The organism is Hominisplanchenecus faecis (assembly GCF_020687205.1).
GTDB lineage: Bacteria > Bacillota > Clostridia > Lachnospirales > Lachnospiraceae > Hominisplanchenecus > Hominisplanchenecus faecis.
Genome location: NZ_JAJEQE010000025.1, coordinates 1 through 21,076 on the forward strand (window position 1 = coordinate 1; position 21,076 = coordinate 21,076).

Below are 21,076 nucleotides of genomic sequence, written 5' to 3' on the forward strand. Positions count from 1 at the left end.
CCCCGATATGAGCATAAAAGTGGAGCGTAAGCTTCACGATATGCGAATATTGGATAGAATTGTGGGAGTACGAAGTACGGAACAATTCGTATGGCATCTTTTGACCCCAACATCATAAAATGCCAGGATCAAAAGATCTAAATCCACATGAGCTTGCTCATAAGTGGATGAAAGACCTTGGAACCCGCCCCGACCGAAGCGGAGCGTAGAAAGAATTGTGAAAGTACGAAGTACGAAACAATTCATATGGCATCTCACAACTTTCATAACTTCACAAAATTTGACAGGAGTAATTATGATCTTAAATGTAAAAAATCTGACGCATGGTTTTGGTGACCGTGCGATTTTCGACAATGTTTCTTTTCGTCTCCTCAAAGGCGAACATATCGGCCTGATCGGTGCAAACGGAGAAGGCAAGTCCACGTTTATGAATATCATCACCGGAAAACTGACACCGGATGAGGGAACGGTCGAATGGGCAAAAAATGTCCGTGTCGGCTATCTGGATCAGCATTCTGTCCTGGAAAAGGGCATGACGATCGGTGATGTCCTGCGTTCTGCTTTTCAGTTTTTATTTGCAATGGAAGCGGAAATGAACCGTATGTATGAACAGATGGGCGATGCCACACCGGAAGAAATGGAACGTCTGCTCGCCGAGACCGGCACATATCAGGAGCTTTTAGAGCAGCACGATTTCTATATGATCGACACAAAAGTAGACGAGATCGCCCGTGCACTCGGTCTGGAAGAGCTTGGGCTTGACCGTGATGTAACCGACCTCTCCGGCGGACAGCGTACCCGTGTACTGATGGCAAAGCTTCTGCTGGAAAAACCAGACATCCTACTTCTGGACGAGCCGACCAACTATCTGGATGAGCAGCACATTGAATGGCTGAAACGCTATCTCCAGGATTATGAAAATGCCTTTATTCTGATCTCCCATGATATTCCGTTCCTGAACAGCGTCATCAACCTGATCTATCATATGGAAAACTGCAGACTTGACCGCTATCCGGGCGATTACGATAAATTCCAGGAAGTCTACGCCATGAAGAAAGCCCAGCTTGAGGCTGCCTACAACCGCCAGCAGCAGGAGATCAGCGACCTCAAGGATTTCGTTGCCCGCAACAAAGCCCGCGTCGCTACAAGGAATATGGCGATGGCACGCCAGAAAAAACTGGACAAAATGGACATCATCGAACTGGATCGTGAAAAACCAAAGCCGGAGTTTCACTTTAAAACGGCCCGTACTTCCGGAAAGATGATCTTCGAGACAAACGATCTGGTGATCGGTTACGACGAACCGCTGACAAAACCGTTAAATATCCGCATGGAACGCGGCGAACGCATTGCCCTGACCGGTGCAAACGGTATCGGTAAGACCACGCTTCTGAAAAGCATTCTGCAGCTGATCAAACCGTATTCCGGCAAAGTGCATCTTGGCGATTATCAGCATATCGGTTATTTTGAGCAGGAGTCCGATACGCAGAACACTTCGACCTGTATCGAAGAGATCTGGAGCGAATTTCCGGCAATGACACAGTACGAGATCCGTTCCATGCTGGCAAAATGCGGTCTGACCACCAAACACATCGAGAGTCAGGTGCGTGTACTGAGCGGCGGCGAGCAGGCAAAAGTACGTCTCTGCAAGATTTTGAACCGTGAGAGCAATATTCTGCTGCTGGACGAGCCGACCAACCACCTCGATGTTGACGCAAAAGCAGAACTGAAAAAAGCTCTTCAGGAATATAAGGGAAGTATTCTGCTGATCTGCCATGAGCCGGAATTCTATCAGGATATCGTGACAACCGTCTGGAACTGCCAGGAATGGTCCTTAAAGCTGTAGAAAATTTCCAAGAAAAAAGCTGGCGGCAATCCCGGCAAAAACAGAAAGCAGTGCACCTGCCAGCGTATACCGTGTTTTTGTCACTTTTGCTGCCATAAAATAAACGCTCATCGTATAAAATACCGTTTCCGTGCAGCTGAGCATCAGTGATGCAATGATTCCGATCTTGGAATCCGGCCCGAATTCTTTAAAAATATCCAGAAGAAATCCGGTCGCCGCACTGGCGGAAAACAGACGCACCACTGCAAGCGGCACAAGCTGCACCGGAAATCCGATTCCGGCAAAAAGCCTGCCAAGGATATCCGAGAGCCATTTAAGGAAACCCGATGCCCGCAGGATCCCTACGGCTGTCATCAGACCGACAAGTGTCGGCAGGATCGCAAATGCCGTGTGGATTCCTTCCCCGGCACCACGCACAAAATCACCGTATGCATCTCTCTTTTTCAGAAAGGCATAACCGACAACGTAAAGCAGAACAAACGGTATCATATACATCGACAAAAAGAGTAGAAATGACAGAAAAATCCCTCCATAAGTCCGTCCGTTTACTGTATCTTATGAAGGGATTTTTGTAACTATTCAGGTAAAGCGGACATTCACAATCCGCTTCGCTACTTGCTCAGCTCTGCTGTCAGAAACACAAAAACATGCTTCAGGATTTTTCCACAGCAGCTTCCGCTTCCATGGTTTCAAGCGTTTCTTTGATTTCTCTTTCTTTTTCAGCTTCTGCCACTTCTTCGACCACATCGGTTTCCTCTGTGCCTGTCTGTGTCTCATTTTCCTGTGCAGTCCCCGCTTTTTCTTCCTGTGGTTTCACAACCTCTTTTGTTTCGTTTTCTTTGCGAAGTTCTACTTTTGCTTTTTCTGCGGTTTCCTGTGCAGCTGCAGCTTCTTCCACAACCGTTTCTCTGACCGGCTCCTGCTCCGGATGCTGCATTCTCTGCGGATCACTCCACACACGCTCCCATGGATTTGGCATACGCTCACCGTTCATATGGATCCCCATGCTCTGTGCATACGGATACGGCATTCCACGATAGAATCTTTTTTCTTCATCAGAAGCACTCTTCATCAGTTTGCGGCCTACCCATAAAACAAATACAGCAACAACAGCAACCGGAATCTTTGCGATCACAGCACCTGGCAGACTGGTCGGCCCGTAGATGATGTCCGCAAAATATTTGACAACACTCCAGATCATGCACGCCGCCACGATATACAAAACCGTTCCCATGGCCTTTTTACCATCCCGTCTGCTGATGCTGTCCTTTAAGCCTTCGCTCCACTCCATCCAGTCATCACCCCAGAGATAATGATCCTCCAATTTTTTAAACGCTTCTGCGTCCATCGAATTCTTGTTGGTTGCATCGAAAAAGCTGTACAGCAGAATGATCGGTGCAAAGAAAAGCAGCGGCTTGATATCCAGCCAGATACCCACTGCACATAACGTTGCAAAGATTGTCATTAAAGACAATCCCTGCTTCATAAATCCCATATACATCTGTCCTGCTCCCGGGATCAGAGAAAACAAAAACATCAATATTTTATTCTTTTGTCTCGCCATTTTCTTTTCCTTTCATAATGTTTTCGCATCACCACATCTGCATGCGAAACGGTATTTCCATCGAAAGCATTTTTAAATCTCATTGCAAAATTCAGAAACACTGCTTCAGCAGCTGTAACGCCTCTGAAAACTTCTCCACCGGAACTGCTGCACAGGAAAGAGCAAGACGGATCCCTTGCTCACTTTCATCCGCAGATAAAAAAGCAAAACCTTTTTCTTCTGCTCTGTACAGAACTTCCCGCAGATTTCCTGCTCCGAAAATTTCCAGAAGGCTTACAAATCCGGTCTCCCCGGCCGTAACTTTTGCCTCTTCTACAAAAATCCTTTTCGCTTCACTGCACAAAATTTTTGTTTTCGCTAAATAGTGTTTCCTGGATTTACGAATCTGACTTTCCAGATGACCATCCCGGATAAACTGACACAATGCGATCTGTTCCGTTTTGGATGCCGTCTGATTATAAAAATCTCTGCGTCTCTGATATTTTTCCAGAAGATCCGGCGGAAGCACCATAAAACTTAAGCGGATCGACGGCAGCAAAAGCCTGGAAAATGTTCCGAGATAAATGACTCCGTTTCCGCCCGCCAGACCCTGAATGGACGGCGATGGATGATGATAATAACAGAATTCACTGTTGTAGTCATCCTCGATCAGCAAAATATTTTTTTCAGATGCTTCACGCAGTATCTTCATCCGCTCTCCGACCGAAAGAACATCGCCCCAGGCAGTCGCCTGCGAAGGTGACACATAGCAGACATCCGGCTGCTCCTGTTTTCGATCGCACAGTTCAAAACCATGATCCTCAAAAACGGCTCGCCCCTGCCGAAATCCCGGATTATAAAACGCAATTTTTTTACGTCCCTCAATCAACGGACACAGAATGTGAAGCAGGCTCTGAACACCCGCTCCAATCACAATATGTTCCGGCGTACAAACCACATTTCGGTTGTTTTGCAAATATCTGCACAGAACCTCCCGCAGATCGTATTCTCCCTGCGGTTCTCCATAAGAGAGCAGACGCTCATCCTGCCGCAGTGCACTTTTGATATACCGCCTCCACAGTTCAAACCGGAAGGTTTCTCTGTCAACACTTGCAGACGCAAAATTGTAAAGCACCGGCTTCTTTTCTTTTTGATCGGCACTTTTCTGAAATTCTGCCGTTTTTCGCGTCCTGCCGATGTCCGTCACATAAAATCCGCTCTGCGGCCTGGAAATAATATAGCCCTCTGCCGCAAGCACCATGTATGCCGTCTCCACCGTTGTCCGGCTCATCTGCAATTCTGCCGCACACCGCCGGATCGACGGCAGCCTGCTTCCAGGTGCAAGCTGTTGCGACAGAATAAGCTGTTTGTAATAATTATATACCCTCACATAGAGGTGAACAGACTGATTGTCAAGTTCCGGTTTCATAGATCACACTCCTGGAATTTCAAAAATGTCAAAGTTAAATGTCTTTTCTTACAAGAAAAAACCGACTTTTGAACCTTTTTACCCTGACATCTTACAAAACGATAAGCAAAAATAACAAATCCAGTGCCCCGTCGATCAGCAGGCAGGCTCCGAAGAATACCATCGTCATCTTCACAGCCCCGAATGGGTTGAAAAGCAAAGCCACACCAACGATCATCAAAAGAATCCCGATCGTCAGAAGCTTGCCCCAGCCGATTGCATCCAACACACGCAGATCCAGTGCTCTCTGGATTTTGCTGATACCGTCCAGCATCAGTACCACGCCAAGCAGAAACGGCAAAAACGATACCACCGTCTGCGGCGTGATCAGACAGAACATGCCAAGTGCAATAAAGATCACACCGAGGATCAGTTCGCCCTTTGCCTTACCTTTCCGGCACTGGAGCACATGCAGAAGTCCGTATGCCGCCGCAATCACGCCGCAGCCATAACAGATCGCCCGCACACTGGTATCAGGCTTCAGCACCAGAAACAGTCCCAGAAGGATATAGCCTGCTGCCTGAAGAATCTGTATTGTTTTTATCTTACTTCCCATAAAAACACTCCTTCCCTTTTTTCATAAAAATCACTATGAAAACAGTCTACCACGAAGCGGAGCCGGATACAATGTACCATTTGGAAGATTTGTCTAGGTTCTTATTGTTTATGTTGACTTTAATTATATTTTAAAAATATATTAAAATAATGAGAGTTATGCGTTAATATTATTTTCAAGCATATCTTTCTGAATTTCTTCGTGCAAATAAATCGGAGGTGATCTCGATGAGTATATTCGAATACGACAAAGAAGAGGAAGAACGAAAACTCAGAAAAGCAGAATATGAGGCTGGTGTTGCCGATGGATTTAACGACGGCATCAATACTGCAAAAAAAGATACCGCTATTACTCTTACAGAACTTCATATGCCGATTGAACAAATTGCCCTTGCATTGAAAGTAGATGTGGAAACAGTAAAAGAATGGCTTCGTTCGACAGGTAAATAAAAATTGACCGAGCTCTTTAGAGCGAGAGATGCTTCTTGTCCGAAGGGCAAGAAGATGGGCATTAAGAAAACTTATATGTAAAATATAACGCCATGATGATCCGAAAACAATCTCCTGACACGCTGCGTTTCCTATCCATGAAAATATGCTTGTGGATGAATCATGTGTTCCTTAGCATTCAGCTGTGCCAGTATCTTATCTTGATACATAAATCCTCTCTGATCCGTGTATTCACTGTAAATCTCCTGTGCCATTCTGGAAAACCTCAAATAAAGATCCATGCGAGGCGGTACAAAAATTATTTCCGGGCAAACTTGCCTTGCCTGCCACAATGCCATACCTGTTTTTATTCCGGCTCGCTTTGCAATATAATTCGCAGTCAGCACAATTCCATGTCTTGCCTCCGGATCACCACCGACTGCCATTGGCTTTCCGGCAAGTTCCGGATGATGCAGTTTGTCATTCGGAAAAGTGCATTTTTTCATATAATACTCTCTGATTGCCTGAAATATCCATTCCGCAATCTTTTCTTTCTGCTGTTCTGTATTACACACATTGTTTTTGAAAGTTTACCGTCGTTTTCTTGTGATCCATAAAAATGTACAGGTAAAAATAATTCCCTTTACAATGGAGGTTGAAGAAATAGCCCACCATATTCCATCCAGACCCATAATACCTCCAAGAATGATCGACAGCGGAATTCTTGCACTGGTAAAAGCTATACTGATGATACTGCAAAGTCGGGTTCTGCCGAGCCCTGATAATGCACCGACTGTCGTCAGTTCCACACACATAAAAGCTTCACTGAAACCTATGATGATCAGATATTCAACTGATGTTGCGATTGCTTTGGGTTCATGAAAAAAGATTCTGGCAATCGGTTCCGGCATACATATAAATACAGCTGAGATCAACAGTCCCCAGATACCAACCGTCCACAAAGAAGCCTTATATCCTTTTTTGACACGGTCATTTTTGCCCGCACCATAGTTCTGTGCGATAAAGGCATTTAATGCCGCTGCAAAACCGTCTGCAGTATTCCATGATATCGATTCAATCTGACCTCCGACTCTCTGCGTTGCAACAGCTTCTGCACCATACCCGGAGATCATACGTGTCAGCACCATGGAGATTGCACAATATGCCATTCCCTGTATTGCTGTCGGAATTCCGATCTTACAGATTCCCTGCAGATATTTCCGCGGGATTTTTGCCAAAAGCCTAGTTCCTTTTAGTACATTTTCTTTCTTTTGTATGACAATTCCGACTATCATGATACTCATAACGATCGCCTGTGCTGTCACTGTCGCAATTGCAGCTCCGACAACACCAAGCTTCGGAAACATCCCCACTCCAAGAATCAACACAGGATCCAGAACCATATTTGTGGCCAGGCCGACAAGATTCGCTATAAAAGGTGTCTTTGAATCTCCCTGTGCCGTATAAAGTCCAGTCAGTGTCAGCGTCATAAAAGAAAATACGATTAGCCCACAGGCAATCTTCGTATATGACATTGCCGCCGCATGAGCCTGTGCATCTGCAAGCTGAAAAAATCCTACCATCTGTCTGGTAAAAAGCAACGAAAGAATTCCATATGCCATTCCCATAAATGCAGCAAGCTGTACTGCCGCCTGTGCAAATCCGTGTGCCTTTTCTCTGTCTCCACGTCCGATACACTGTGCCACATGCACCTGTCCACCCATTCTAGCCATAGCTGCAAGTCCCTGCGAAAGCCAGGTAAACATACCTCCAACACCTACACCTGCAACTGCCTTCGAACCAAGCAGACCAATCCAGGCCATGTCCGTGATGTTGTACAAAGTCCCCAGAAACGATGACGCCATGATCGGAACCGCAAGTTTCGTCAGCGTTTTTAGAATAGGATCTTTTGTTAAATTTCCCTCCATTTTCATTCCTCATCCATTTTTATTTTTTATTATCCACAAATCCTATTATACATGGTTTAACAAAGATTTTCATCAGGAATTATCCATATATATCAAAAATCCTTTTGAAGAAATATTATTCTCCAAAAGGGCTTTCTGTCTGAATCTTTTTATAATTTTTCTCCGCAAGATTCAATGACTTTTTTGTACCAATAAAAAGAATCTTTTCGAATTCTGGAAAAATCTCCTGTTCCATTCTTGAGACTTTCATCATCTTCCGGCATCGTCTCCAGATTTATTTCATTTTCTTCGAAAAATCTTGCAGCAAAGCCCGGATAATCCCCTCTGACATGTACATCTCCGGCAACAGAATTATGAATCTGTCCAAATTTCTGGGCATAAAAAATATCTTCTGAATAACAGGTATACTGAAATGTTTGAACTTCAGTATAAAAAAGATTTGGCTTCTTTTAATATCGTAAGTGCTTAATTTTCAGGTATCGCCAGAAAAATATCCGACTACTTTTCAGCAGCCGGAGTACCTTGACAATTCACATATGATTGATTATTCGTCGGAGCTTTCTACCCGGCGCTTGAGTTCTGCTTTGACATCTTCGTTCCATGGTGCCAGCTGCTCCAGTTCTTCGTCACTCATACTATCATTAGGCTGTTTCTCTAACAGGTAGGTCAGATAGTGATAGACGTTTACTCCATTTACCTTTGCTATTTCTACCATAGTATAAACAATGGCACTGGCCTGTGCACCGTTCGGAGTATCACAGAACAGCCAGTTTTTACGGCCTACTGTGAATGGGCGGATCGCATTCTCACTGAGATTATTAGAAAAGCTGCATCTGCCATCTTCCAGATAGGTCATAAGATAGGTCCGGCGGTTCTGGATATAGGTGACTGCCTTATCCATCCGGGATCCCCGGATAGGTTTCTGCAAGTCAAGCCACGACAAAAAGCCCTCAATGACAGGCACTTCTTTTTCAAGGCGAGCTTTTTTGAGAGAATCGAAGGTTGTGCTTTTGGCTTTGATCGTTTCTTCCAGACGGAAGAGACGGTCTACATACAGGATACCCTGCACAGCAGGCTGGCTGTAATCCAGGTTTTTGCCTTTCGGGACTGCATCCACCAGGTACCTGCGTATATGTGCCCAGCAGGCTGTACGCTTTACAGCGGGCACTCTATTGTACCCGCTGTACCCGTCGCACATCAGGTAGCCTTTGAATCCCTGAAGGAATTCAACCGCGTTGTCTCCGGCACGGGTTTCCGAGTATTTATAGAGGATGATCGGTACACCGCCATCTTCCCCACTGCGGAAAAGCCACATGTAGGATTTTGTCTGGGCCCGGCGTCCCAGTTCATGCAGTACCTGAAGGGGCGTTTCATCTGCCATTGCGAATTCCCGCTCCAGCAGTTTCCGATGAAAGTATTCATACATCGGACGGAAGAATGCATCTGAATTAAGGATGACCCAGTTTGCCATGGTTGCCCTTGTGATGGATGTGCCATACTGTTTCCAGTCTTTTTCCTGGCGGCAGTAAGGCAGGCTGTTGCAGAACTTCTGGTACATCACCCATGCAACTGTGCCAGCAGAAGCCATCCCATAGAGCATATGCGGTTTTCCATCTTTTCCTTTTTTGATAACAGGAAGATCACGCTTGCTGCATTCCGGGCATTCATAGCTGATACTGTAGTATTCAATGACTTTCAGCTTTGCCGGGATAAAGACCAGTTCACGGCACACAAATTCCTCACCGATCTTTTCCAGTGGGGCATTGCAGACCGGACAGAACCTTTCCTCTTCCGGGATATCCAGATATTCTTTTTTTACGGGCAGACCTTTAAAACGCTCTGCATTTGTTGTGCGGGACTTCCTCTTTTTTCCTTCTTTTTCAGGAAGCAGTGCTGCCAGCTCTTCGGCTTCAGCAGCTGTAGGATCCTGTTCCATTTCAGCTTCGTTGAAAAGGTTCAGCTGTCCTGGGAGATCAGTGGAACGTTTTTCGCTGGAAGTGCCAAAAAGTTTTTTACGGAGAAGTTCCACTTCCTCTTTCAGGTTATCACGCTCCTGTGTAAGGGCTTCTTCCCGTTTATTTCCGGCATCGACAGTTGCCTGAAGGGTTTTTATTAAATTTTTCAGGTCCGTGATCATATCTTTCAGCTCACGCAGCTGGATATCTTTGGAACTGTCTGCCACTGCTTTTTCCTCCTGTTTTTGATATCTCTATTATATCAGAAAACAGACCAGACTGCCAGCATAACAGGAAAACAGTGTGTCCTGAAGACGCCGAAAATACAGGAAAAACGGGGTGTTTTATGTGCAGTTTTACTGCTTTGCACAGGATGTTTTGATCGCTTTGGGCTGCTCGATATCGATGCCTGACATCAGCCAGTCGAATTCCCTCCATGTGAGGTTCCGGACTTCTGACTTATCTCTCGGCCATCGGTAAGAACCCTGGGCTGTCAGCCGCTTATAGATCATAACGATCCCATCGGGTTCTTTTAAGATAGCCTTGATCCTGTCACATTTGCGTCCACAGAAAAGGTAGAGTGCATGGTCGATCTCCATGGAAAACTGCTCCTGGATGATCGCACATAAGCCATCAATAGATTTACGCATGTCTGTTCTTCCACAGACGATATAAATGGCATCGACATTTGAAATATCCGCTAACATAATGGCTCCTTCAGTGCATCCATCAGGATCTTCAGAAGGGAAGGATGGACGGTATTATTCATCCGGATCATCAGTCCTCTGGCTTCGATCTCAATCGTATGTGGATTGTCAAGGTACATAGAACGGTTATCTTTATCTGAAACCAGTTCTGCCGGAGAAGTTTCCGGTTCTATAGCGATCTGGACCACATCCTGTTTATGGGATGTAAGGTCAAGAGTGCTGGCTTTTCCAACTGGCTCCGGTATCTGACAGGCTTTTTTGCGGAGACGGGTAACTGCATTGTAAAAACAGCTGGGAGATATCCCATGCTCATTACACCATGCAGCATCTGTCAGGCCACTTTGTCTGCATTCAGTTACCAGTTCCATCCATTCGTCCAGGGAACGCCCTGAAGCACGTTTCTTACTCATAATGAAACCTCCAAATGTAGTAAATTTCTATCTCCTATCAAGCGGAGTGTAGTAAAAATCTATTTACTATCATTATGAGTCCAAAAACGTAGACAGTAAAGCTACCCAAGATTTAAGCGCTTACTTAATATCAACATAAAAAACGAGATTGAGGCGAACTATTAATTTTATATAGACATTTTATAGACGAAGAAAACAAAGAGCCGCTATCTAAGCGGCTCTTCGGCATTTTGTTACTATTCAAACTCGGCAAGTTCAAAGATGCTATTAAATATATTTGTTTAAGTTTGTATCTTTTTTTCCGTTATTTTATTTCAGTTGCATATATTATTTTGGCTCACTGATTTTCTGTTGCCAATTTGTTGCCACATTCTCTTTGTTATAAACGTTGTTTTAACACATCATAAAAATGTTCTGTTTTTCGCTGTTGGCTCACAGATTCATAAATAAAGCGATATTCTCTATCCACGTCATTTCTCGCTAATACGTATTTTTTAATATCCGTATATCTCTTTAATCGAGGCCAATATTGCAAAAAATCTGGCAAAGAAACATCTTCCTTCAAAAAAGTCGCTGTCGGCATATCTTTTTGTGCTGCCATACCTACTTCAAATGGAACCCATTGTGAAAATCTTGTTATATTCGACATAACAACGATTATATCTGTGCAATCATTCAAGTTTGCACGTATATGATCAGTTAAAGCTTTACCATTTTCTGTTATAGAATTATCAAGCAAGTCAAGATAACATTCCACTTTAATTTCTTGCAATTCTTTTGCTATCAAATTTGCCGTAGCTGCATCTTCTAATTTATGAGATATAAATATCCGCATTTCTTACCACCTTATCTTTAATAAACGTTAATACACATTCCGGCGAATCCAATCCTCCAATGAATCTTTTCGTTTAGCTATTACCGGAATATTTAAATTTGTAATATTAGAACTTGTACTTTCAGTAATCTTAACAGCAACAACCGGCTTACCAATAGAAATAGCAAATCGTATCTCATCCATCGACATTCCGTAATTATTTGCTGGACGATTTGAACAAACAACAACATTTGCATATTTAATCTGTCTTTGGATTTGCGGATCTACATTATATCGCCTATCAATACTGTCAAACGGTGAGCTACTTGGGACAGAATAATCTCTTACATTGTATTTTGTTCTATCCAATAATGCAGTAATTGTTTCATAGTCATCATTGTTCCAACGATGTGGTATAAATACATTTATCATTTAAATCTTCTCCTTCTACATTGCTTTCACTTAGATGGTATTCTTATTTACCAGTTGCCAATAATGTTGTCCCTGTGCCGTTAACTTACAAGATTTATGATGAATTGCAGCATAATACATATGTTCTTCTTCCACCGGAATTACCAAATTCAATTTTACAAATCTTTGCAAAGTTGCGAATATAGCCTCATGCTCTTTGTTTACATCTTTAACATCTGCTTCATGTTTATCAGGTTCATAAGTTGGATCTAATGGATATTCATCATATTGTGAAGTAAATATTTCCGTTATTTGTCGTAATTCTGCAATCGGAATCGGCGGTGCATTTTTTCTTAATGAAACAAAGCTACTAATGTTGGCCTTAAATAACGGTCTTTGCTCATCCCACGCTCCCAATGAACGATCAATATAAGAATAGATGCTACCTGGTGACACTTCACCTAATAAATTCATAGCACCACCATACAATGCTTCAACTAAAAGAGAAGTAAAAATGCCATGTCCATTTTCTTCTGAAGCATATTCTGATGGTCCACAAGCTGCAAGTATCGTTGTCCCATTATGTAACACAGAATAATTCTGCATTTCTGCAGGATTAGAAATTGCTCCACTAAAACAACTATCCAGTATAATGATCTTATTTCTTGCTTTCGATTGTGCCACAAATCCCATCACTTCATTTAATGACACGCCTTCATCAGGACGTTGTATTTCACTCGTACATAAATATCCTCCTAATGCATCGAATGAGCCATGACCTGAATAATATAAAACTGCTATTTCCGAATCAGTTTTAAATAAATTTTCTATAGCATCCCTTAAATCATTTCTGTTTATATATGATGCCTCACTAGTAGCACACATAAGTTTTACTTCAAAATTTAAGGTTCCATCTCCATTTCGCTCTAAAGCTGCTTTTACTGAATTAGCATCATTTACACAACCATGCAAATCATCTGCATGCTCATAACAATCAATTCCTACACACAGTGCTTTTCTCATTTTCATCCCCCTTTCTTACCTCTAAGTATACACCTACATTACTACTCCACACAACCGATTATCTTTTATTTCTTTTTAGGCGGTTTTACCGACGGCATTGGTGGTTTCGAAGTTGTCGGAGGAAGTGAAAACCCCCTTTTCCCTCCTTTTTTTTCTTCAGTTGGTTTATTTTGTTTATTATTTTCGTCCATACTTACACCTCTTAAAAATTATTTGCAAAATACGCATCATTTTTCCTATCGGCAATTTTTCTAAAATTATCTTTTTCCAATAATGTCTCTTCTTTTAAATTTTTATTTTCTATATTGGAAAACTCATCCTTAAAAGAATATAATAACTCATTTATCTCGTCCTCTGACAAATCTCCCGACGCTACTTTAAACCAATTATATTCTATTTTGTTGTATAGAAATTTTAAATCTTCCATAAATGGAACTAACATCTTTAATCGCTTACTATACGGCAAAAAACCTTTAATCGTTGTTAACACCTGCGAAATTGCTATGATAATAGACCAGACAAACGAATATTTTTGCCATATAGCCCATGCCGCAATACTTGTTGAAGATGCAATTGCCACAACGATATTAATTATCCGATCCCATCTGTAAGAATCTTCCGTATACACATCTAAATAAAATATCCACGCTTTAATTTGAACCATATATTTCCAATATTTTTCCTGCATACCTGTCCCTTTATTTAAAAATATCCAACCTCTAAAACACTCTCTTCAATTAACTCTTCATTACTCATTTGAGAAAATATATGATTTATAAATCGCTTAAACATATCTACAGAATAAGGATTATTCATCAAATATTCCGTGTACCATGGTCTCCATTTTTCTCGCCCAATTTTTGTACTAAATTCTTTTCTAATATTAGAACTTATTCTTTTAGCTTTTCGTAATATTAAAATTTCATCTATATCCGTAGTTGTTGTACTTATTGGAGTCATATCCAAATAATCACATAACAAATAATATTTTGCTCCTGTAACAGCTTGTTTAATATCATGTGCCGTTGCTGAAGCCTCTTGAAACATCGTTTTATCAAGATTTGTCTTCATTTCTGCCAAGACATACCCCAAATGAGTTTCAAGCTTTACTGTTTTCTCAGGATTAAACTGTGGATCATATGATGATTGCAAATATAGTTTTCTGCTCATAGAAAAGTCTTGATCTTTAGTTTTAATATTTATTCCTCCACCAATATTAGGATTACTCAAACTTGATGCAAAATACACAGAAGAGAACGTTGGTATCTGTGAGCTTATTTCTATATCACAATTTTCTTCAACCTTTTCAACACATTTCTTCACAAATATTGGCATAAATTCTTCTATAACTGTATTATCTAATTTCAATTGTCCTTTTTGTCTATATAGAAAATCTTCTTCACTATCAAAAATTAAGTTTATATCTATGTAATTTTTATAAGTGTTTAATTCAGTCACCAGTTTTTCTACTAATTCATCAACCGTTTCCGCATTTATACCCTTTAATTTTTCAATCCATTCATCGTATCTCTGTAATGCCATTTCCAGTCGTGGAACATCCTTGACCGGCATCTTATTGCTTTGAATTGCAGAAACTATTTTTTCTCCATGTACCCCTCTAGCCATACGCCACCTCCGACTCTTTTACTTTTAATGCTTTAGAAATTGCCTCAGTTAAAAAAACAGTATTTTTAGTAGTCGGAACAATTTCCAGCTTTTTTTTCAATGATTTAATCGCTATCATACGTGCTTTTTCAATAATTTCGTCCTCTGAAATTTTGCATTTTTTATTTTCAAAATGTATTATATCTTCATATATCATTTGACCATATCTATTTTTAAAAACCCTTTCTTGTCTCAACAATAATTTTAAATCAAAAATCTCTTTTCCTATATTGTAAATCAGTTCACTATTACAAAATGAGTATCCTAATACCGAGGATTCTCGACCCACAACATATATCATTCTTGATCCATTTTTACATACTCTTATTGCCTCATTTAGTGATAACGCCATGTCTATACAATATTGTATCACTGTTAAAAACCTATTTCCTCTATTTTTTCTATTAGCTCCAAATTCACTACGTGCAATTTTTAAAACGTCATACCCTAACGCTTCAACCGATCTTCTATATTTTTGATGATAATTAAAAACATTAATATACGGCGGAGATGTAATTACCATATCTGCAACAGAATCATTTAGTGCAATATTCCTCGAATCACCTCTATTTACACAAATTTTTTCTTCACTATAAGGTAAGGTTAATATTAAATTTTTCAGCCACTCCCACTTTATATTCACAAGTTCTATTGTTATCGCATTTTTATATACATCCATTACGATAACAAGTGTCGATAATATATTTGTAACCATAATATCATCATTTCTTTTAATTCCTTGCAATATATAATCTAAAATATTTTTATTATTAGGAATTAACGAAATTATTTTATCTACTTCTGCTACAATTCTCCACCTTTCCATCAACGAAAGATTAGAACATTCATATGTCTTTGCCATCCAAAACGCAGATACATTTAATTCTACACCATATGCACTAATTCCCAATCTCGCACACTCGCTAACTGTTGTTCCCGATCCAAGAAAAGGATCTAAAACTAAAAAATCTTGTTTTGCATATTTTTTCAACATTGTTTCTATAAATTGAGGTGAAAACTGTCCATTCCAACAAAATAAATTTGATCTCGTTTTGTTGTCAATATTTAATTCACTTTGTGATATTTCTTCATTATCTATAGGTATGCTTTTGAAATTTTCATATAAAACTCCCAATATTACTTCCTTCTTTCTTCTATTACTATCTCTATAATATCACCGATCTCACAATCCAACGCATAACAAATTTTTGCCAGCGTTTCTAACGAGACTTTTTCATTTCTACTCATTTTAGCAACTGCATTTGTGCTAATCTGTGCTTTTTCATGAAGTTGTGTTTTATTCATCTTCTTATCAATCATCAATTTCCACAATTTATTATAATTTAATAATATATTCTGTTCCATAAAATCTATACCCTTACATCTTCAACTCAATAAAGCTTACTTATCATGATGAATTATAACATCTTCATTTGTTATTAGCAAGAACTTCTTGATATATATCAAGAAGTTCTTATCTATTCTTTATTATCTTTTTTATGAATCCAATAATATAAATTGCTTCTTCCACCTACTTTTTTAGCAATATACTACTGCCTTCAGTATCACCTCCTCCGCACAAGCCCGGATATTATTCATTCTCCCAACCCATGCCATCTGATCCTGCATCTTCAATTCTTCTGTCACTCCCTGCTTTTCTTTCATCTGCTCCACCAGTCTGTCCATCATCTGATTACACTTCTCATCAATCTGATGCAGATGCTCATTTAACTTCCCGGCAAGTACCAACTCCAGATATAATCCTTTCCGATACTCCTGCAAATATGATTTTCTCAGCATTCCATACTTTCCAATCGGATACTCTGTCCCTTCCGGGAGATACAGATCTGGATAATACAGACCGTACTCTCCTAAAGTATAACTGATTCCATTTTCTCCCATAATGTGTTTCTCCATGATTGTCCTCCTATCTTGCTCCCCGATCTTTGTTCTGACTACGGGTATGCTGTTTATTTTTCTGTTCATTCTGTATTTCTTGTTTCTTTTCTGCCAGCTTTGCTCTAATACCATGTGCTACTGGCTCTTTGCCAGTTTCTTTCTTCCATTTTTCTATTGCAGTTCGATACTGGCTATACTCAGTTTGAGAAACCTTAAAATCTTTTAAAAATTCCTGTACACTTCTATATCCGATTTTCTGCACAATCCTCGGAAGGTAATCTTTCATATCTCTGATCTGGCTTTTCAGTTCATCAATTTCTTTCTGCAATTCTTTTTTCTTTCTTCCTTTAAACCATCCCGTGACTTCTGACAGTTCTTTCTTCTTTGCAGAAAGCTGTTTTTGTTTCTGTTGAATTGCACCGTTTTGATCTTCCAGTTCTTTATTCACTTTAAATAGTTTCGGATACTTTGATGCAAGCCTCGTCATTTTAGGTTGTTCCGGTTCTGCCCCTTTTTCTTTTGTTATCTTGACTGCTGCTATGCTATTTTCAGCAACATGCTCTGGGTGTTCAGTTTCCGTTTGCTCTATCTGTTTTGGCACTTCCCTGGGCTTCTTAAACAGCACACTTCTACTGTTAATCTATGTGACAAATTGCAATTTAGGGTACCCTGCCCTAAATTGAAAAAGCACTGAAAGCAACGATTATACTGCCTCTCACAGAAAGGAGAAACAGCAATGGCTGAGAGAAAGCGAAACAAAGAAATCCATTTTTATGTTACCGAAGAAGAAAGGAAACTTATCCGCAGGAAGATGATAGAATCAAAGACCAAAAACATGGGAGCTTATCTGCGTAAAATGGCAATCGACGGTTACATCGTCAACACCGACACTACTCCGCTAAAGAAACAGTATGAGGAAATGCACAAGATTGGCGTAAATATCAATCAGATTGCGAAAAAAGTAAACAACACCGGAGATCTGTATCCGGAAGAAATACAAGAATTGAAAGAGATGGTGAAAGAATTATGGCGTATCTTAAAATCTTCCCCATTAAAGTAACAGACAAGAAAGCTCTGGACTATATTACAAATCCAGATAAGACAGATGAAAAACTGTTAGTTTCCAGTTTTGGCTGTTCCCCAGAAACTGCAGATCTTGAATTTTCTATGACAAGAGAAATGGCAAAAAAGAATGGACTGGATAAAGGCGATAACCTGGCATTTCATCTGATCCAGTCATTTAAACCTGGAGAAGTTGATGCCGAAAATGCCCATCGCTTAGGGCAACAATTTGCAGACGAAGTACTGAAAGGAAAATATGAATACGTGATCAGCACTCATGTTGATAAAAATCATATTCATAACCATATCATCTTCAATGCTGCAAGCTTTGTTGATCATCACAAGTATGTTTCTAATAAGCGGAGCTACCATAAGCTCTGCAGAATCAGCAATCGTATCTGTCATGAAAATGGACTTGCCACCAGTATGCCAACCGGGGAAAAAGGTAAAAGCTATAAAGAGAACATGGAATATCATCGTGGAACCAGTTGGAAAGCCAAGCTACGTGTTGCCGTGGATAAGGCAATCTGGTCTTCTGTCAATTACAATGAGTTTTTACAGAAAATGCAGTTGGCTGGATATGAAGTCCGACAGGGAAAACATCTTTCTTTCCGTGCACCAGAGCAAAAAAATTTCACATATATGAAATTACTGGGGAGTTATTATACGGGAGAAAATGTCCGTACCCGTCTAGAGAAAAACCGTTATAAAACCAAAGCATCAAAACATCTGTCCAAAGAGGCTCGACTATATATCAATATTTCCACGTATGTCACTACCGGTAACTGGGAGGGATTTGAACGTTGGGCAAAACTCAATAATCTAAAAGAAGCGGCACGCACCTTCAATTATCTTTCCGAAAATAATCTGCTAAACTACGAAGACTTTCAGTAGCCTATTTCCGATATGGAAAATTCTGTTAAAGCAGCTGATCAGCGGATTGCAGAAATCAGTGCGGAACTGGGTACTCAAAGACTCATCCAAAAGCATTTCGATTCTTATCGACTCTGCCGTAAGGTAATTGAAGATTGCAAATCTGCTAAAAATCCAAAAGCATACCGGACCAAACATCAAACAGAATACCAACTGCACGATTCACTAAAAAAGGGCTTCAGGATCTGGGCGTTACCAAAATCCCTAGCTCTAAAAAAATCCAGAAACGGATTGAAAACCTTGAATCTAAACGGCTGCTACTGTCCGGGAGAAACAAAAATTACTGAAAAAGCAAAAGACTTTAAATATTATTCGTCAAAATTTCACTGCTCTGCTTAGTGAACAAAGTTCACAGATTTACCCTTCTCAACGAGATAATGTACAACTATAAAATGTTTTTCTTTAGTCGACTGATATGTAAGAAGAACACTGATTGCAAAATCAGTGTCCTTCTTCTTCCTTTACATATATTTCATAATAGTCGGCAATAATACATTCATATCTATTGGTTTTGCAACATGATCATTCATGCCACTTGCCAAAGCCATCTTCTTATCTTCTTCAAACGCATTTGCTGTCATTGCAACAATTGGAATCTGCGATTTGTTATCGTCTTTCAGTTCTCGAATTCTCCTGGATGCTTCATATCCGTTCATAATCGGCATCTGAATATCCATCAGAATCAGACTGTAGTAATTTTTCTTTGCTTTGTTAAACATATCAATACATGCAACGCCGTTCTCGGCTCTTTCTATCATGATTCCCTCTTCCGTCAAAAGTTCCGTTGCAATTTCTGCGTTCAAGTCATTATCTTCTACCAGAAGAACCCTTTTTCCTTCCAGTTTTTTGATATTCAACTGACCGTCTGCATGTTTCGGATTCCTTTCTTCCGCATTTGCTATTTTTAATGGAAACGTGATTGTAAAAGTAGAACCTGCTCCCGGTTTGCTCTGAACTGTGATCTTGCCCTTCATTAAATCCACCAGTTTCTTCACGATTCCCATGCCAAGTCCGCTACCTTCTATTCCGCTGTCTGACGAAGATCGTTCCTGTGAAAATGATTCAAAAATATGTTTTTGGAATTCTTCTGACATTCCGATTCCGTTGTCTGCTATGATAAGCTCTAATACACTCCAACCTTCTTTTTCATCGGGATATTGGTTCAATGTACAGCTTATGTTACCGCCTTCACCCGTGTATTTCACAGCATTACTCAAAATGTTAATCGTAATTTCAGATGATCTTGCATCATCCATATACAGGTATGGATATCGAATGTTCTTATTGACTTTCAGTGTTTGATGTTTTTCTTCTATCGGTTTCCTAAACATATCAATACATAAATCAAAGTTTTTAGAAACATCAGTTATTGTTTCATCCAGCGTTGCTTGGTTGTTTTCGATTCGTGCTAATTCAAGAATGTTATCAATCAAATGCAGCATTTTCTTTCCGCACAATAATATTTTTTCAAAGTAATCCTCTAATATAGTTGGCTCCTTTAAATGTTTCTCTCCCAATTCTGCATATCCAATGATTGCATTCATAGGGGTACGAATATCATGAGACATATTAAACAGAAATGTTGATTTTGCTTTATTAGCTGAATCGGCCAGTCTTGCAGCTTCCTGCAACAGTTTTTGCTGTTTCTGCTCATTTTCTTTTTGCTTCTTATATACAGAATATCCACAGGTACATAATATTAACAAAATACACGCTGTAATGCATCCCAGTACAATACTTAACTTATTCGTCTTCTCAACCATTCCATACGCTTTCTGCATATCCATTTCTATGCAGAAAGCACCTATCACTTCATTAGATTCATCTTCCGCTGTCACAGGATAACAGGCTGTAAAAATAGGTCCCCATGTTGTATCAACAATATCCTGAGAATATACTGTTTTTCCAGAAAGTGCTTTTTCTATATAAGGAACCATCTCCTTTTCAATCGGATCTCCTGGATGTCTGACGTCACCAGCCGATGGATCCAGTCCGTCTACAACGTAAATCAATCTACCGTCTTCATTTCTGGTTGCTGTGTAAATATATCTCGTAGAATTCAGCGTTCTGATTTCATTCATATATGTCGACATATTCTTGAATCGTTCTGTATTCTCATCAGCTTTACTTTTTATTTCATTAAAATCTTTTCGTCCCAGTCTGTCATTTACCAGCTTATGAACCGCATCTGCACTGGAAATATCTCGTTCAATTTCTGTTTTCAGAGCAGTTTGGGTATATGCTTGTTGTAAAATAAAAGTATATGCAACAACAAACAAAATCACCATTGCCAGAAGGAATACCAACTGTCCCTCAAAAATTTTCCAATGATTTACCGGATTTTGATCTTTTCTTTTTTGTTTTATATAGTTATTTTTCATCATCGTATTTCACATGCCTTTTACCTAATTTTAATTTAATACAAAAA

24 protein-coding genes and 1 pseudogene are annotated in these 21,076 nt (G+C 40.1%); 5 read left to right on the forward strand and 20 right to left on the reverse strand.

The annotated features are described in order from the left end of the window. Positions 1-292 precede the first annotated feature (292 nt). The gene (locus LKD42_RS08395) at positions 293-1,846 is read left to right on the forward strand and encodes an ABC-F family ATP-binding cassette domain-containing protein (protein WP_248835443.1); all 1,554 of its coding nucleotides are present in this window, start codon (positions 293-295) and stop codon (positions 1,844-1,846) included. On the opposite strand, the gene LKD42_RS08400 is transcribed toward LKD42_RS08395, so the two are convergent. From LKD42_RS08400 to LKD42_RS08415, 4 genes are all read right to left on the reverse strand, one after another. Next, a complete protein-coding gene (locus LKD42_RS08400; RefSeq protein WP_147632799.1) occupies positions 1,835-2,365 on the reverse strand; it encodes a spore maturation protein in 531 nt (176 codons plus the stop codon). The genes LKD42_RS08395 and LKD42_RS08400 overlap by 12 nt on opposite strands. A 133-nt stretch (positions 2,366-2,498) precedes the next feature. Further along, positions 2,499-3,410, reverse strand: coding sequence for a hypothetical protein (locus LKD42_RS08405; RefSeq protein ID WP_248835411.1), 912 nt, complete (start codon positions 3,408-3,410; stop codon positions 2,499-2,501). Between the two features lie 91 nt (positions 3,411-3,501). Beyond that, positions 3,502-4,818, reverse strand: coding sequence for a MocR-like pyridoxine biosynthesis transcription factor PdxR (pdxR, locus tag LKD42_RS08410; protein WP_248835412.1), 1,317 nt, complete (start codon positions 4,816-4,818; stop codon positions 3,502-3,504). 91 nt (positions 4,819-4,909) lie between these two features. Continuing rightward, complete coding sequence (locus tag LKD42_RS08415) at positions 4,910-5,413, reverse strand: HdeD family acid-resistance protein (protein WP_248835413.1); 504 nt, start codon at positions 5,411-5,413, stop codon at positions 4,910-4,912. A 227-nt stretch (positions 5,414-5,640) separates the two neighbouring features. On the opposite strand from LKD42_RS08415, the gene LKD42_RS08420 reads away from it, so the two are divergent. Beyond that, the gene (locus LKD42_RS08420; RefSeq protein WP_248835414.1) at positions 5,641-5,862 is read left to right on the forward strand and encodes a hypothetical protein; all 222 of its coding nucleotides are present in this window, start codon (positions 5,641-5,643) and stop codon (positions 5,860-5,862) included. Between the two features lie 215 nt (positions 5,863-6,077). On the opposite strand, the pseudogene LKD42_RS15390 reads toward LKD42_RS08420, so the two are convergent. The 15 genes and pseudogenes from LKD42_RS15390 to LKD42_RS08490 all read right to left on the reverse strand — a co-directional run. Further along, positions 6,078-6,347 (reverse strand): annotated as a pseudogene (locus tag LKD42_RS15390) (Y-family DNA polymerase); the annotation flags it as partial. 84 nt (positions 6,348-6,431) lie between these two features. Continuing rightward, on the reverse strand, positions 6,432-7,769 hold the full coding sequence (locus LKD42_RS08430; RefSeq protein WP_147633059.1) for an MATE family efflux transporter: 1,338 nt from the start codon (positions 7,767-7,769) through the stop codon (positions 6,432-6,434). A gap of 544 nt (positions 7,770-8,313) precedes the next feature. Continuing rightward, on the reverse strand, positions 8,314-9,951 hold the full coding sequence (gene tnpC / locus LKD42_RS08435; protein ID WP_248835415.1) for an IS66 family transposase: 1,638 nt from the start codon (positions 9,949-9,951) through the stop codon (positions 8,314-8,316). Positions 9,952-10,080: 129 nt separating this feature from the next. After that, entirely contained in the window at positions 10,081-10,431 is a 351-nt protein-coding gene (gene tnpB / locus LKD42_RS08440; RefSeq protein WP_248835416.1) for an IS66 family insertion sequence element accessory protein TnpB, read from the reverse strand. Further along, positions 10,425-10,841 carry an IS66 family insertion sequence element accessory protein TnpA gene (gene tnpA, locus LKD42_RS08445; protein ID WP_248835417.1) on the reverse strand — a complete coding sequence of 139 codons (417 nt, stop codon included), beginning with the start codon at positions 10,839-10,841 and terminating at the stop codon, positions 10,425-10,427. Before tnpA ends, tnpB begins: the two co-directional genes overlap by 7 nt. Positions 10,842-11,220: 379 nt before the next feature. Next, the gene (locus LKD42_RS08450) at positions 11,221-11,676 is read right to left on the reverse strand and encodes a toll/interleukin-1 receptor domain-containing protein (protein WP_248835418.1); all 456 of its coding nucleotides are present in this window, start codon (positions 11,674-11,676) and stop codon (positions 11,221-11,223) included. 27 nt (positions 11,677-11,703) lie between these two features. After that, positions 11,704-12,087 carry a hypothetical protein gene (locus LKD42_RS08455; protein WP_087252175.1) on the reverse strand — a complete coding sequence of 128 codons (384 nt, stop codon included), beginning with the start codon at positions 12,085-12,087 and terminating at the stop codon, positions 11,704-11,706. A 30-nt stretch (positions 12,088-12,117) separates the two neighbouring features. Further along, a complete protein-coding gene (locus tag LKD42_RS08460; protein WP_248835419.1) occupies positions 12,118-13,089 on the reverse strand; it encodes a caspase family protein in 972 nt (323 codons plus the stop codon). A gap of 65 nt (positions 13,090-13,154) precedes the next feature. Then, positions 13,155-13,280, reverse strand: coding sequence for a hypothetical protein (locus LKD42_RS15095; protein WP_283094983.1), 126 nt, complete (start codon positions 13,278-13,280; stop codon positions 13,155-13,157). Positions 13,281-13,291: 11 nt separating this feature from the next. Further along, positions 13,292-13,753 carry a hypothetical protein gene (locus tag LKD42_RS08465; protein WP_248835420.1) on the reverse strand — a complete coding sequence of 154 codons (462 nt, stop codon included), beginning with the start codon at positions 13,751-13,753 and terminating at the stop codon, positions 13,292-13,294. A 38-nt stretch (positions 13,754-13,791) separates the two neighbouring features. Further along, positions 13,792-14,715, reverse strand: coding sequence for a Bpu10I family restriction endonuclease (locus LKD42_RS08470; protein WP_248835421.1), 924 nt, complete (start codon positions 14,713-14,715; stop codon positions 13,792-13,794). Then, on the reverse strand, positions 14,708-15,889 hold the full coding sequence (locus tag LKD42_RS08475) for a DNA methyltransferase (protein ID WP_248835422.1): 1,182 nt from the start codon (positions 15,887-15,889) through the stop codon (positions 14,708-14,710). Before LKD42_RS08475 ends, LKD42_RS08470 begins: the two co-directional genes overlap by 8 nt. A gap of 2 nt (positions 15,890-15,891) precedes the next feature. After that, positions 15,892-16,119, reverse strand: coding sequence for a helix-turn-helix domain-containing protein (locus LKD42_RS08480; protein WP_283094984.1), 228 nt, complete (start codon positions 16,117-16,119; stop codon positions 15,892-15,894). A 174-nt stretch (positions 16,120-16,293) separates the two neighbouring features. Further along, complete coding sequence (locus LKD42_RS08485; RefSeq protein ID WP_248835423.1) at positions 16,294-16,671, reverse strand: TnpV protein; 378 nt, start codon at positions 16,669-16,671, stop codon at positions 16,294-16,296. Between the two features lie 10 nt (positions 16,672-16,681). After that, entirely contained in the window at positions 16,682-17,254 is a 573-nt protein-coding gene (locus LKD42_RS08490; RefSeq protein WP_248835424.1) for a V-type ATP synthase subunit I domain-containing protein, read from the reverse strand. Between the two features lie 135 nt (positions 17,255-17,389). Between LKD42_RS08490 and LKD42_RS08495 the strand changes: the two genes are divergently transcribed. From LKD42_RS08495 to LKD42_RS15505, 3 genes are read left to right on the forward strand one after another with little or no spacing between them, the layout of a single operon-like run. Next, positions 17,390-17,713 (forward strand): MobC family plasmid mobilization relaxosome protein, encoded by a 324-nt coding sequence (locus LKD42_RS08495; protein ID WP_248835425.1) that lies wholly within the window; start codon positions 17,390-17,392, stop codon positions 17,711-17,713. Beyond that, a complete protein-coding gene (locus LKD42_RS08500) occupies positions 17,680-18,609 on the forward strand; it encodes a relaxase/mobilization nuclease domain-containing protein (protein ID WP_248835426.1) in 930 nt (309 codons plus the stop codon). Before LKD42_RS08495 ends, LKD42_RS08500 begins: the two co-directional genes overlap by 34 nt. A 12-nt stretch (positions 18,610-18,621) precedes the next feature. Further along, the gene (locus LKD42_RS15505; RefSeq protein WP_248835427.1) at positions 18,622-18,987 is read left to right on the forward strand and encodes a hypothetical protein; all 366 of its coding nucleotides are present in this window, start codon (positions 18,622-18,624) and stop codon (positions 18,985-18,987) included. A 122-nt stretch (positions 18,988-19,109) separates the two neighbouring features. Here the strand turns inward: LKD42_RS15505 and LKD42_RS08510 are convergent, their stop codons facing one another. Next, a complete protein-coding gene (locus LKD42_RS08510) occupies positions 19,110-21,032 on the reverse strand; it encodes a hybrid sensor histidine kinase/response regulator (RefSeq protein ID WP_248835428.1) in 1,923 nt (640 codons plus the stop codon). Between the last annotated feature and the right edge of the window lie 44 nt (positions 21,033-21,076).

Excerpts from the sequence above, each read along its gene's own strand:
- LKD42_RS08405 (WP_248835411.1), bottom strand. The coding sequence starts at position 3,410 with ATGGCGAGACAAAAGAATAAAATATTGATGTTTTTGTTTTCTCTGATC.
- pdxR (WP_248835412.1), bottom strand. The coding sequence starts at position 4,818 with ATGAAACCGGAACTTGACAATCAGTCTGTTCACCTCTATGTGAGGGTA.
- LKD42_RS08415 (WP_248835413.1), bottom strand. The coding sequence starts at position 5,413 with ATGGGAAGTAAGATAAAAACAATACAGATTCTTCAGGCAGCAGGCTAT.
- LKD42_RS08420 (WP_248835414.1), top strand. The coding sequence starts at position 5,641 with ATGAGTATATTCGAATACGACAAAGAAGAGGAAGAACGAAAACTCAGA.
- LKD42_RS08430 (WP_147633059.1), bottom strand. The coding sequence starts at position 7,769 with ATGGAGGGAAATTTAACAAAAGATCCTATTCTAAAAACGCTGACGAAA.
- tnpB (WP_248835416.1), bottom strand. The coding sequence starts at position 10,431 with ATGTTAGCGGATATTTCAAATGTCGATGCCATTTATATCGTCTGTGGA.
- tnpA (WP_248835417.1), bottom strand. The coding sequence starts at position 10,841 with ATGAGTAAGAAACGTGCTTCAGGGCGTTCCCTGGACGAATGGATGGAA.
- LKD42_RS08450 (WP_248835418.1), bottom strand. The coding sequence starts at position 11,676 with ATGCGGATATTTATATCTCATAAATTAGAAGATGCAGCTACGGCAAAT.
- LKD42_RS08455 (WP_087252175.1), bottom strand. The coding sequence starts at position 12,087 with ATGATAAATGTATTTATACCACATCGTTGGAACAATGATGACTATGAA.
- LKD42_RS08460 (WP_248835419.1), bottom strand. The coding sequence starts at position 13,089 with ATGAGAAAAGCACTGTGTGTAGGAATTGATTGTTATGAGCATGCAGAT.
- LKD42_RS15095 (WP_283094983.1), bottom strand. The coding sequence starts at position 13,280 with ATGGACGAAAATAATAAACAAAATAAACCAACTGAAGAAAAAAAAGGA.
- LKD42_RS08465 (WP_248835420.1), bottom strand. The coding sequence starts at position 13,753 with ATGGTTCAAATTAAAGCGTGGATATTTTATTTAGATGTGTATACGGAA.
- LKD42_RS08470 (WP_248835421.1), bottom strand. The coding sequence starts at position 14,715 with ATGGCTAGAGGGGTACATGGAGAAAAAATAGTTTCTGCAATTCAAAGC.
- LKD42_RS08480 (WP_283094984.1), bottom strand. The coding sequence starts at position 16,119 with ATGGAACAGAATATATTATTAAATTATAATAAATTGTGGAAATTGATG.
- LKD42_RS08485 (WP_248835423.1), bottom strand. The coding sequence starts at position 16,671 with ATGGAGAAACACATTATGGGAGAAAATGGAATCAGTTATACTTTAGGA.
- LKD42_RS08495 (WP_248835425.1), top strand. The coding sequence starts at position 17,390 with ATGGCTGAGAGAAAGCGAAACAAAGAAATCCATTTTTATGTTACCGAA.
- LKD42_RS08500 (WP_248835426.1), top strand. The coding sequence starts at position 17,680 with ATGGCGTATCTTAAAATCTTCCCCATTAAAGTAACAGACAAGAAAGCT.
- LKD42_RS15505 (WP_248835427.1), top strand. The coding sequence starts at position 18,622 with ATGGAAAATTCTGTTAAAGCAGCTGATCAGCGGATTGCAGAAATCAGT.
- LKD42_RS08510 (WP_248835428.1), bottom strand. The coding sequence starts at position 21,032 with ATGATGAAAAATAACTATATAAAACAAAAAAGAAAAGATCAAAATCCG.